The sequence below is a fragment of the Mycobacterium sp. TH-M116 genome (assembly GCF_057473685.1).
In genome coordinates this window covers 1-12,047 of sequence record NZ_JBYCLC010000020.1, presented here as the reverse complement: position 1 = coordinate 12,047, position 12,047 = coordinate 1, and the positions used below count along the sequence as shown (strand labels likewise).

Annotated in this window: 9 protein-coding genes and 1 pseudogene; 4 read left to right on the top strand and 6 right to left on the bottom strand. The window is 71.5% G+C overall.

All coding sequences use genetic code 11. From position 1 onward, the window contains the following. Positions 1–313: 313 nt before the first annotated feature. Together AC2VOK_RS00685 and AC2VOK_RS00680 are read right to left on the bottom strand one after the other, a co-directional pair. Positions 314–2,917 (bottom strand): annotated as a pseudogene (locus AC2VOK_RS00685) (ATP-dependent helicase); the annotation flags it as partial. Then, positions 2,914–6,081: an ATP-dependent helicase gene (locus tag AC2VOK_RS00680; RefSeq protein WP_428898758.1), complete on the bottom strand. Its 3,168-nt coding sequence runs from the start codon at positions 6,079–6,081 to the stop codon at positions 2,914–2,916. The gene AC2VOK_RS00680 and the pseudogene AC2VOK_RS00685, both read right to left, overlap by 4 nt. Positions 6,082–6,199: 118 nt before the next feature. On the opposite strand from AC2VOK_RS00680, the gene AC2VOK_RS00675 reads away from it, so the two are divergent. From AC2VOK_RS00675 to AC2VOK_RS00665, 3 genes are read left to right on the top strand one after another with little or no spacing between them, the layout of a single operon-like run. Continuing rightward, a complete protein-coding gene (locus tag AC2VOK_RS00675) occupies positions 6,200–6,412 on the top strand; it encodes a hypothetical protein (protein WP_428898757.1) in 213 nt (70 codons plus the stop codon). Positions 6,413–6,436: 24 nt separating this feature from the next. Next, on the top strand, positions 6,437–7,222 hold the full coding sequence (locus AC2VOK_RS00670; protein ID WP_428898756.1) for an alpha/beta fold hydrolase: 786 nt from the start codon (positions 6,437–6,439) through the stop codon (positions 7,220–7,222). A 2-nt stretch (positions 7,223–7,224) separates the two neighbouring features. Further along, a complete protein-coding gene (locus tag AC2VOK_RS00665; protein WP_428898755.1) occupies positions 7,225–7,533 on the top strand; it encodes an MGMT family protein in 309 nt (102 codons plus the stop codon). Here AC2VOK_RS00665 and AC2VOK_RS00660 read toward each other — a convergent pair. The 3 genes from AC2VOK_RS00660 to AC2VOK_RS00650 form a co-directional block, all read right to left on the bottom strand. Then, positions 7,530–8,384, bottom strand: a complete 855-nt coding sequence (locus tag AC2VOK_RS00660) for a TIGR02569 family protein (protein WP_428898754.1) — start codon at positions 8,382–8,384, stop codon at positions 7,530–7,532. The two genes, AC2VOK_RS00665 and AC2VOK_RS00660, sit on opposite strands and share 4 nt — an antisense overlap. Before the next feature lie 37 nt (positions 8,385–8,421). After that, the gene (gene moeZ, locus AC2VOK_RS00655; RefSeq protein ID WP_428898753.1) at positions 8,422–9,609 is read right to left on the bottom strand and encodes an adenylyltransferase/sulfurtransferase MoeZ; all 1,188 of its coding nucleotides are present in this window, start codon (positions 9,607–9,609) and stop codon (positions 8,422–8,424) included. Positions 9,610–9,724: 115 nt separating this feature from the next. Next, entirely contained in the window at positions 9,725–10,759 is a 1,035-nt protein-coding gene (locus tag AC2VOK_RS00650) for a DUF3152 domain-containing protein (protein WP_428898752.1), read from the bottom strand. A 192-nt stretch (positions 10,760–10,951) separates the two neighbouring features. On the opposite strand from AC2VOK_RS00650, the gene fasR reads away from it, so the two are divergent. After that, a complete protein-coding gene (fasR, locus tag AC2VOK_RS00645; RefSeq protein WP_428898751.1) occupies positions 10,952–11,647 on the top strand; it encodes an HTH-type transcriptional activator FasR in 696 nt (231 codons plus the stop codon). On the opposite strand, the gene AC2VOK_RS00640 is transcribed toward fasR, so the two are convergent. Beyond that, the gene (locus AC2VOK_RS00640) at positions 11,634–11,909 is read right to left on the bottom strand and encodes a DUF3107 domain-containing protein (RefSeq protein ID WP_428898750.1); all 276 of its coding nucleotides are present in this window, start codon (positions 11,907–11,909) and stop codon (positions 11,634–11,636) included. The two genes, fasR and AC2VOK_RS00640, sit on opposite strands and share 14 nt — an antisense overlap. Between the last annotated feature and the right edge of the window lie 138 nt (positions 11,910–12,047).

The window sequence follows — 12,047 nt, the reverse complement described above, 5'->3', positions numbered from 1 at the left end:
ATCTTCAATGACCGCGTCGTCTTCGTCGTCGAGGTGATCCAGGAGGTATGTAATTATGTCTATGACGTCTTCCATGCCAGAGCCTTCAGGGTGCAGGAGTGAGGCGACAGAACCGGCCGCCGGGGCTGGCCTTGAGGTAACCTGATATTTCCATTTCCAAGATGATGGCCGAAACCTCGCCCATCGTCCCCCCCCCCCCCCCCCCACCCCCCCCCCCCCCCCCCCCCCCCCCCCCCCCTCCCCCCCCCCCCCCCCCCCCCCCCCCCCCCCCCCCCCCCCCCCCCCCCCCCCCCCCCCCCCGCTGCTGGGCCTCCTCACCGGACATGGCTCGCATCACCAGCGACGCACCGCGTTCGACGTCGCCGCGGCGCCCGGCCAACGGATCAGCCGGCCATACCGATTCAATGTCGTTGTTGCGCATCGGGTTTAGCTCGCCAGCGGCCGGCGCGGGCGCCCACTGTTCGACCACCCCGCAGGGCTCGCCCGCCGCAGCGCAGCGGTCGATGATCTCCTTGAGCTCGCACAAGAAGTCCGAGGGTCCGCGCGGTTTGGCCCCGGTGGCCCCCCAGTGGTGACCGGACACAAGCAGGGCGTCCTCGGTGCGGGTGATGGCCACGTACAGCAGACGCCGTTCCTCGTCGATACGCCGCTGTTCGAGCTGGCCGCGATGATCGGAGATCTTGTCGGACAGTTGTTTTCGATTCGTGATACCCGAGGTGTCCAGCACCGGGATACCCGGGGCGCCCGCCGCGGCGCGGTCGCCGCGCAACAATGGTGGCAGCTCGGCGGCATCGGTGAGCCAGGTGCTTCTCGACGCGGTCGACGGGAACGTGCCACCGCTCAGATGCGCCACCGCCACCACCTGCCACTCCAAACCCTTCGCGGCGTGCACCGTGAGGACCTGAACGCGGTCGCGCGCCACCGCCGGAGCGGCGGGCGCCAAACCGTTCTCCACCGCCTCGGCCACGTCCAGGTAGGCCAGCAGGCCCGCCGGCGAGGCCGTCCCCAGCGCGTCCGTCGCGCGTGCGCGTTCGGCGTAGGCGGCCACCACGTCGGCGAACGCATCGAGGTGTTCGGCACCGGCCCAGCCCGCCGGCACCTTGGCTCGGGCCTCACAGTCGACGCCCACTACGCGACGCACCTCGGCGACCAGCTCGGGCAGCGAGTGACCCAGGTGGGCACGCAGCGCGCGGAGCTCGGCGGCCAGCGCGGTGATGCGCTCATATCCGGCAGTGGAATAAGCGCCGGCCGCGCCGGGGTCGCTGATCGCGTCGGCCAGACACGCGGTGTCGGCGTCGGGATCGGCCGCCCTCGCGATCGACGCGGGCGACAACGCCTCGCCCGGGCGCATACCTGCGCCACCGATAGCGAGCGCACGCTGCCACAGCGCGGCGATGTCGCGGCCGCCCAGGCGCCACCGCGGACCGGTCAGAACCCGCATCGCCGCCGCACCTGCCGTCGGGTCGGCGACCAGCCGCAGCATGGCCACCACGTCGGCGACCTCCGGGACGGACAACAGGCCGGCCAGCCCCACCACCTCGACCGGGACCCCGCGCGCCCGCAGGGCGCCGGCGATGGGCGCGGCATCGGCGTTGCGGCGCACCAGGACCGCGGCCGTGGGCGGGCTGACGCCGTCGGCGCAGGCTTGGCGGTAGTACCCGGACAGATGGTCGGCGATCCATTCACGTTCGGCCTGCACGTCGGGCAGCAACGCGCAGGCGACGGTGCCCGGCGGGGCTTCCGGGCGCGGTCGCAGCGCGTGCACCGCGACCGCGCGTCGTCGCGCCTCGGCCGATATCGCGTTGGCCACCTGCAGCGCGCGGGGCGGGTTGCGCCAACTGGTCCGCAACTCCAGCACCGGCGCCGGGCTGCCGTCGGACCGGGGGAAGTCGGTGGAGAACCGCGGCAGGTTGGTCGCCGAGGCGCCGCGCCAGCCGTAGATCGACTGGATCGGGTCACCCACGGCCGTCAGCGCCAGACCGTCGTCGGTCCCGCCGCCGAACAGAGCCGACAAGGCGATGCGCTGCGCGTGACCGGTGTCCTGGTACTCGTCGAGCAGCACCACCCGGTAGCGGCTCCGCAACTCCTGTCCGACTTGCGGGAACGTCGCCGCCAGCCGTGCCGCGGCGGCCATCTGACCGCCGAAGTCCAGCACCTTGGACGCACGCATGCGCTCGTTCAGGGCGTCCAGCAGCGGCACCAACTCGGCGCGCTGCGTCTGGGTCGCCAGCAGCCGCAGCAGCCACAGGCTGGGGCCGCGCTCGCGCTGGTAGGGGCCTGCGGGCAGCGCATGGACCAGACGTTCGAGCTCCGCGTGGGTGTCGCGGAGCTGGCCGGTGTCCACCAGGTGCTCGGCGAGCTGACCCCGCAGCCGCAGCACCATCGAGGTGACCGCGGCCGGTGTCCTGTCGGTGTGCAACTCCCCGCGGTAATCGGTGACCACGTCGAAAGCCAGCTGCCACAACTCGGTTTCGCCGAGCAGCCGGGTGTCGGGTTCGACGGGCAACAACAACCCGTAGTCGCGCAGCAGCGAGCCGGCGAACGCGTGGTAGGTACTCACCACCGGCGTGCCGGCCGGTTCCGCGGCCGCGACGCCGGCGGGGCCGGCCAGGCCCGAACCGACACCGGCCAGCCGGGCCAACCGGGTCCGGACGCGGCGCAGCAGCTGACCGGCGGCCTTGCGGGTGAACGTCAGCCCCAGCACCTGCCCGGGATCGGCGTACCCGTTGGCGACGAGCCACACCACCCGAGCGGCCATCGTCTCGGTTTTGCCCGCACCGGCCCCGGCGATGACCACCAACGGGCCCGGCGGGGCGGCGATGACCGCGGCCTGTTCGTCGGTGGGCGGGAAAAGACCGAGCGCACTGGATAATTCGGCTGGGCTGTAGCGGGGCGCGGGATGCGGGGTGGGGGTCACGCGGTGGGGTCCTCACGGTGTGCGGGGCAGCAGGGCCGGACCGGGCAGTGGGTGCAACCGTCGTTGCGGCGGGCGGTGAACTGCGGCCCGGCTGTCGCCGCGGCCGCCCGGCGCAGCACCGCGCGCCATTCCTCGCGAGCGGCCGGCGTCAACGGGTCCTGCTCGCGTTCGGTGGCACCCGCGGTCCCGACCTTGCCGAGGTAGACCAGCCGCGCGCCGCCCGGCTCGTCACCCGCGGCGATCATGCCCTCAGCCACCGCGAGCTGATACATCGCCAGCTGGGCGTGTCGTTGGGCGTCGTCCTTGCTGACCGGGGTTTTCCCGGTCTTGATGTCGACCACCACCAGCCGCCCGGCCGCGTCACGCTCCAGCCGGTCGACGCGACCGCGCAGCCGGACGGGTCCACCATCCCGGTCGGCGGCGTCGAGCACCCCGTGGACCTCGACCTCGACACCGACCTCGGTCAGCTCGCCACGGGTGCGCGCCCGCCACGCCGCGAAGGCCTCGATCATGGCGCGGTGGCGGGCCAGCTCGTTGGCCGCATGCCACCGGGCCTCGAAGGGCAGGTACTCCCAGGCCCGTTCCAGCTCGGCGAGCAGTTGTGACTCGGTCCTGCCCGGCTCGGCGACGAGCGCGTGCAGCACCGAGCCGATGGTGGACCGCAGCTCGCGCGCGTCGGTGCCGCCGTGCCGTTCGGCCAGCCAGCGCAGCGGGCAGTCGTTGAGCGTCTGCAACGTCGATGGGGTCAAGGTGACCAGCTCGTCGCCGCCGTGCAGCGGCGCACTGGTGCTGATCGCTTTCAGCCCGTGCCAACCGGCGGGATCCGCGCCGGGCACGCCGGCTTTGGCCAGCCTGGCCAGTTGAGCGGCCGCACACCGGCGCGCGGCGTTGTCCACGACGCCCTCGGGCGCGCACACCACACCGCGCAACCGGCCGACCAACGCCACCGCCGAGAGCACCCGGGGCGCCGAAAACGGCTGCGCCGAACCGGGCAGCACCGCAGCGGTAGTCGCTTCGGCATCGGCGAACTGCGCGATCTCGGAGAAGAACGCCGAGGGCAGTGCCGCCTCGCCGGCCGGCCCGCCCGTGTCGCTGTCGACGGCCGTCACCACCAACCGGCGCCGCGTCCGGCCCATCGCCGCCACCAGCAGGCGCCGTTCCTCGGCGAGCAGCGGCGCCCGCACCGAGGCGTCCTCGGTGACGTCGTCGAGCACGTCGAGCAGCCGCTGGGTGCCCAGCACACCACCGCGCGGAACCGTGTTGGGCCACAACCCTTCCTGCAGACCGGCGACGACGACCAGGTCCCACTCGTGACCCAGTGCGGCGTGCGCGCTGAGCACCCGGACCTGCTGAGCACCCGACACCGGCCCGGGGTCGGCATCCGGCAGTTGCAGTGCCGCGACATGCTCGAGGAGTCCACGCAGCGACGCACCCGACGTGCGGGCCACGTAGTGGTCCGTGATGTCGAACAGCGCGGTCACCGACTCGAGGTCCCTGCCCGCCTGCGCGCCGGCGGTACCGCCCCGCTCGGCGGCCGTCAGCCAGCGCCGCTGCAACCCCGAGCGGTCCCAGGAAGCCCATAGCGTGTGGCGCGGATCCTGCCCGTCCCGGTGGCAACGCGCCGCGGCCTCCAGCACCGCACGCACCCGGCGCAGCGCACGGAACCCCCCACCCGACGGCGGCGCGTCACCCGTGAGGGCCTCGACCAGCAGATCACCCAAAGTCGCAGGTGCACAGCCTGTTTCGCCGGACCTGGCACGCTGCAATGCTCGGCGCAGCTGCCGCAGCGACACCGGGTCGACTCGGCCGATGGGGCCCGTCAGCAACGCGATCGCCAGCTCACCGTCGAGCCCTTCGGCAGTGGCCTGCAGCGCCGTGAGCAGCGCCCGCGCCGCGGGCTGGGCACAGAGCGGTCCGCCGAGCGCGGGCCTCGCGACGGGCACCCCGGCGGCGGCCAGCGCGTCCTGCAACCGCGGGCCGAGCCGCGGAACCGACCGGACGATGACCGCCATCTGCGACCACGGGATCCCGTCCACGAGGTGCGCACGCCGCAGTGTGTCGGCGACCATCGCCGCCTCCGCGTGTGCCGACGCGGCGAGGCGTACGACAACCGACCCGGCGACCGACACCTCGTCACCGGTGCCCTCGATCCGCCGGCCGTCGGTGCAACCCGGCAGGCGGCGAGCGACACCGCTGATCGCGCGGGCCACCGCCGGAGCGCACCGGTGCGAGACCGCCAACGCCACCGCCGGCGAATCGTCGGTGAGCAACCCGGCGGGTTCGCCACCCCGGAAACCGAACACCGCCTGGTTGGGGTCACCGGCGACGAGCGCCAGTTCGCTGCCTGCCGCCAGCACCCGCACCAACTGGACTGCCTGCCTGTCGAGTTGCTGGGCGTCGTCGACCAACAGGATGCGAACGCGGGCGCGTTCGGCCGCCAACAACTCGGGGTCGACAGCGAAAGCCTCCAGGGCGGCTCCGACGAGTTCAGCCGCGCCCAGGGCCGGTGTCGTCGCCTCCGGCGCTGCCGTACCGACCGCCGCGCGCAGCAGCATCACCTGCTCGTACCGGTGCGCGAACCTGCCGGCGGCACTCCATTCCGGACGCCGGCACCGTCGGCCCAGCCGTTCCAGTTGCTGGGGATCGACCCCGCGCTCAGCGCAGCGCGCCATCAGGTTTCGCAGCTCGGTCGCGAAGCCGGCGGTGCTCAGGGCAGGCCGCAGATGGTCCGGCCACGCGGATGCCGCGCGGGGGCCGTCCGCCACATCCCCGGCCAGCAGTTCGCGGATGATGGCGTCCTGTTCGGCGCTGGTGACCAGCCGCGGCGGCGCGTCACCCGCTCGCTCGGCGGCGCGCCGCAACACCGCGTAGGCGTAGCTGTGCACGGTGCGCACCAACGGTTCGCGAACCGCGGCCCGGCATGCACCGACGCCGCGCGAGCGCAGCAGCGCCGTCGTCAGCGCGCTGCGGGCGCCCGCCCCGATCCGGCCCGAACCGGTGAGCAGCAGAACCGATTCGGGATCGGCGCCGGCACCGATCCGGGCGATCGCCACGTCGGCCAAAAGGCTGCTCTTGCCGGTGCCGGGCCCGCCCACGATCCGGACCAGGCCGCGTACGCCCGGCGCCATGACCGCACGCGCCTCGGCGTCCCAGGTGTGCGACATGACTGCATGCAATCACGGGGGTCCGACATGATCCGCCCGAGCCTGCGCCGATGCCGCCGGCTCGGGCGGATCAATAGACTCGACCGGAACAGTTCGACGAGAGGTGAGGAGGTATCCGATGGTGAATGACGTCGAGGGCCTCGTTCCCGACGACGAGGTTCCGGAAGCCGACGCACAGGAACAGCGTCAGCCAGTCGATGCCGACGACGAGTCCGGCCTGGACACCACGTACCTGAGTGCCGCCGCCGCGGATCGCGATGCCAACGAAGCCGACGTGCTCGACCAGGCTTTCGTCGTGCCCACCGACGACGACTGGGACGACATCGGGTAAGCCCGCACCTGGCACGATCGACGGATGAGCGCAGACCTGCACGTGCACCGCTACGGCCCGTCGGGTCCGGTGCGCGTGCTGGCCATCCACGGGCTGACCGGCCACGGGCAGCGCTGGCGTCACCTGGCCGGCTACTTGCCCGGAATCACCGTGGCCGCGCCCGACGTGCTCGGCCACGGCCGCTCGTCGTGGGCGGCGCCGTGGAGCATCGACGCCAACGTCGCCGCGTTGGGGGCGCTGCTCGACGATCGGGCCGACGCGCCGGTGCTGGTGGTCGGCCACTCGTTCGGCGGCGCGCTGGCGATGCACCTGGCCGCGGCCCGGCCGGACCGGGTGGCCGCGCTGCTGCTGCTCGATCCGGCGGTCGGGCTGGACGGCGGCTGGATGGCCGAGATCGCCGATGCGATGCTGGCCTCCCCCGACTACGCCGACCCCACGGAGGCCCGCGGGGAGAAGGCGACGGGCTCGTGGGCGGACGTGGACCCCGCGCTGCTCGACGCCGAGATCGACGAGCACCTGATCGAGCTGCCGGGCGGGCGCTACAGCTGGCGGGTCAGCCTGCCGGCGATGGTGTCGTACTGGAGCGAACTCGCGCGCGAGGTCGTGCTACCGCCGCCGGGAACGGCGACGACGCTGGTGCGGGCCAAGCAGACCTCGCCGCCCTACGTCGGCGAGCGGCTCATCGCGGGGCTGCGGAACCGGCTGGGCGCGGACTTCCGGCTGCTGGACTTCGACTGCAACCACATGGTGCCCTACGCCAGGCCCGCCGAGGTCGCGTCGCTGACCCGCGAATTGCTGGGCGGTCGCTGAGCATGGCACCGGTCACCGACGAGCAGGTCGAACGGGTGCGGTCGCTGGTGGCGGACGTCCCCTCCGGCCGGGTCGTCACCTACGGCGACATCGCCTCCGCCGCGGGCCTGTCGAGTCCGCGCATCGTGGGCTGGATCATGGGGACCGATTCCTCCGACCTGCCGTGGCACCGGGTCATCACCGCCACCGGGCGCCCGGCGCGGCACCTGAGCACCCGCCAGCTCGAGCTGTTGCGCGCCGAAGGGGTGCTCGCGGTCGACGGCAGGGTCTCGCTGCGCGAGGTGCGCCACCAATTCCCGCCCGGGGTCTAGAGCATTAACCGGACCAGCGCCGCGGTGCGGGCCAGACCCGGAAACGCCTCGGCGGTCGAGCGGGGATGAAGTGCATGGACCGCGAGGCGGAACATCAACGCGCGCAACAACATCTGCGACCACTCCGGCAGCGCGTTCCAGCGTTCGATGAGCCCGTCGTCGGCGTCGCCCCAGGACAGGGCGTCGACGACGACCACACCCGCGGCCCACGACGCGGGCCGCCAGTAGGGTGTGATGTCGGTGATCCCCGGCGCCGCCGTGCCCACGAAAAGCACTGTCCCGAAAAGATCACCGTGCACCAGCTGGTTGGGGCTCTTGGTCGGCCTACGCAGGGTGGCGAGCTGATTGACCAGTTCGACAGACCGCTGTCCGTCCGCGGTGGGCGGAGATGTCCTCGCCCCCGGCGGGACCGATTGCAGCGGACGCTCCTCCCACGCCGCGCGGTCCGCGGCGATGAAGACGTCGACCTCCGCCCATGGGGTGGTGGGACCCTGCGTCAAGAAGCGCGGGCGTTCCAACTTGCTGGTGGCCTCGTGCAGGCGGACCGCCGTCGACACCACCTCGTCGTGCCGAGGCTCGGGTGTACCCGCGACGAACGTGTCCGCCCGCCAGCCCGAAACCACGTACCGTCCGTCGGTCGAGCGGACCGGCCGGGCCAGGCGCACGCCGTCGACGAACAAAGTCTCGCGCACCCGTGCCGACCACGCGGCACGGGCATGGTCGGCGACCATCGACAACACAACCTCGCCGCACCGCCAGCCGCCTTCCCAGCCGGCCCCGAGGGCCGCGGGCTTGACACCGGTCAAACCGAAGGCCGACAGCACATGGTCCGGCGGTGGTTCGACGCTCACACGGGCCAGCCTAATGGAGCAGTTTGCCGCGGCCGGGTCAATACATCACCATGTCGGGTTGCATCTGCCGCGCCCATGCCACGATCCCGCCCTGCAGATGCACCGCATCGGCGAATCCTGCCCCCTTCAGCGCGGCCAGCGCCTGCGCCGAGCGCACCCCCGTTTTGCAGTACAGGACCGGCCGGCGGTCCGGCGGCACCATCGCCAGACCCTCACCGGAGTCGATCGACGACTGCGGGATCAGCCGCGCGCCGTCGATGTGCACGATCTCCCACTCCGCGGGCTCGCGGACGTCGATCAGCACCAGTTTCTCGCCGGAGTCCAGCCACCGGCGCAATTCGGCCGGGGTGACGGTGGAACCCTCGACGTCCCCGGCCGCGTGGGCCGCCTCCTCGGGCACCACGCCGCAGAACTGCTGGTAGTCCACCAGCTCGGTGATCTTGGGCGTGGAGGGGTCCTTGCGGACCGTGATCGTGCGGTAGGTCATTTCCAGCGCGTCGTAAAGCACCAGCCGGCCGAGCAACGGTTCGCCGATCCCGGTGATCAGCTTGATCGCCTCGGTGCCCATCACCGAGGCGATGGAGGCGCAGACGATGCCCAGCACGCCGCCTTCGGCGCACGACGGCACCGTCCCGGCGGGTGGTGGCTCCGGGTACAGGTCGCGGTAGTTCAGGCCGCGCCCGTTCGGGGCGTCGTCCCAGAACACCGCAACCTGGCCCTGGAACCGGTAGATCGATCCCCACACGTACGGCTTGCCCGCCAGCACCGCGGCGTCGTTGACCAGGTACCGGGTGGCGAAGTTGTCGGCGCCGTCCACGATCAGGTCGTACTGCCCGAACAGTGCGACGGCGTTGCCGTTCTCCAGCCGGAACTCGTGCAGGCGCACCTCGACCAGGGGGTTGATGGCGAGGATCGAGTCGCGCGCCGATTGCGCCTTGGGCCGTCCGACGTCGGCCACCCCGTGGATGATCTGACGTTGCAGGTTCGACTCGTCGACAACGTCGAAGTCGACGACGCCGAGCGTGCCTACACCTGCCGCGGCCAGGTACAGCAACGTCGGCGAGCCGAGCCCGCCGGCACCGACGACCAGGACACGCGCGTTCTTGAGCCGTTTCTGGCCGTCCACGCCGAGATCGGGAATGACCAGGTGGCGGCTGTAGCGGGCCACCTCGTCGCGGCTCAGCTCACCAGCCGGCTCCACGAGCGGCGGCAACGACGTCGACACCGAACATCTCCTCTGACAGCTCCGATGATCCGAGGCTACTCAGCGCATCAGCCACACAGCGCATCGGCCACACAGCGCATCGGCAAGCATCAAGGCCGCCGTCTCAGCGGACGATCTACGCGATCGGGAACGGCCAGGGATTGAACTTGCAGGCCTTGCCGTCAGCCTTGACGAATTCAGGGTCGAACTGGGCGGCATCGTCGTCCGAGGTGGAGAACGTCTGCTGCATCATCACCGGTGCCAGACCGCCCTGCTGGTCACACGCCTGGTGACGCGAGTACCCGATGGCGTGGCCGACCTCGTGGTTGATCACGTACTGCCGGTAGGAACCGATGTCCCCCTGAAACGGTACTGCTCCACGCACCCAGCGCGCCTCGTTGATGAAGACCCTGGCCTGCCGGTCCGGCCCGAACGCCGGGTTGTAGCAGGACGTCTCCAGTTCGACTTCGTATCCGCAGCCCTCACGCACCGTGACCGGCGACACCAGCGAGATCCGGAAGTCGGGGTTGCCCCCGCCGGCCGCGTCAACCCGGACGAACGCGAACTTGGGGTCGTGCGTCCAGCCTTTGGGGTTGGCCAGCGTCTGGTCGACCATCTCGGCGAACGCGTCGTCCCCGCCGAACATCGCCGGGTCGAGGCCGTTCTCGACCTCGACGGTGTACCTGAACACCTTGGCCGTACCACGGCCGAACTGCGGCGTCGTGCCGGGAACGACGCGGTAGGTCTTGTCGCCCGCCTCGGTGAACGGGCCGCCGGCCGGCAGCGTGCCGGCCGGAAGGTTGGCGTCGAAGGCGGCCAGCCCGCGCGGCGGCGCGTCCAGGATCGCGGTGCCCACCGCGCCGATGTCCGGGGATTCCTGGACGGGCTGGCCGGCCGCGGGCTTCGACGCGGCCGTACCGGTCACCGTCTGGTAGATCACCACCGCCGTCAGAACCACCAGAATCGGCAGTGCGTAGGCTCGCCAGCCGTAAGCCGACACGAACTTTCCCAGCGAGGTCTGCTTGCGCCACCGGCGCGGGCGGTCACGGTCGGCCCGGGAACGGCCGGCCGCCCGGTCGATCGGGTCACGCAGCGCCCGCAGCGGCTCGCGCCACCCGTCGAGCAGCACCGGAATCCGGCCGGTGTCGCGTACCGGCCGCTGGGACGTCATTTTCCCAGGATGACACAGGCGGCACCGGGGCTGTCCCCGGCGCGCCCGAATGCCCCGCGCGACACGCCTGCCTATCAGCATCGACAGCACCGGCGGTCGCGGGGCCCCACGGGAGTAATGTCTGTTGCCACCAGCCGGGCGCGGCCGGCACGGGTGGTGCGGGCCGGCCGCACACGATCAGATGGGGACTCGATGAGCGATCTCACCAAGGCGGCGCGGCGCGCCGTCAGAACGGGTGACCGCGCTCGGCCCGGAGAGGCGATGGCACCCTCGAGGGCGCCCTTGAGCCGTCGTGGCAACCGGTTGCCGCGCGACGAGCGCCGTAGCCAGCTGCTGATCGTCGCCAGCGACGTCTTCGTCGACCGCGGTTTCCACGCGGCTGGCATGGACGAGATCGCGGAGCGAGCCGGGGTGAGCAAACCGGTTCTCTATCAACACTTCTCGAGCAAGCTCGAGTTGTATCTGGCGGTATTGAACCGGCACGTCGACAAACTCGTCTCCGGTGTGCAGCAGGCGTTGCGGGCCACCACCGACAACCGCGAGCGGCTGCACGCGGCGGTTCAGGCGTTCTTCGACTTCATCGAGCACGACAGCCAGGGCTACCGACTGATCTTCGAGAACGACTACGTGACCGAACCCGAGGTCGCCGCGCAGGTGCGGGTGGCCACCGAATCCTGCACCGATGCCGTGTTCGCGCTGATCAGCGCCGATTCCGGACTGGACCCTCACCGCGCCCGGATGATCGCCGTGGGACTCGTCGGCATCAGCGTGGACTGCGCCCGCTACTGGCTGGACTCCGACCGCCCGATCTCCAAGGCGGACGCCGTCGAGGGCACCGTTCAGTTCGCTTGGGGCGGCCTGTCCCACGTGCCGCTCACTCGTTCTTAGCGGCCTTCCCGGCAGCCCGCGCGGCCGTAGCGTCGGCGCCGATTCCGAACCCGACGCGGCGGGCATCAGCGGCACCGATCTCGACGTAGGCGATATTGGCGGTGTGGATCAGAAAACGGCGGCCCTTCTCGTCGCTGAGCGCCAGCAGGCCCGATCCTTCGCGTAGCGCGGCGGCGACAAGTTCCTCGACCTCTTCAGGCGTCTGCCCACTGGAGAAGACCAACTCGCGCGGGCTGTCCGTGATACCGATCTTGACCTCCACGTGGGGCCCCTTCCGTAGGTCGTGGGTCGTGCTGTCGCAGACGCGTCAGCCTGCAGGCTAGTGGACGAGCCAGGGCAGCCCCGCACGCCGGGTGGATAACCCGGGGTAGATAACGATCAATGAACGATTGGCTTGCAA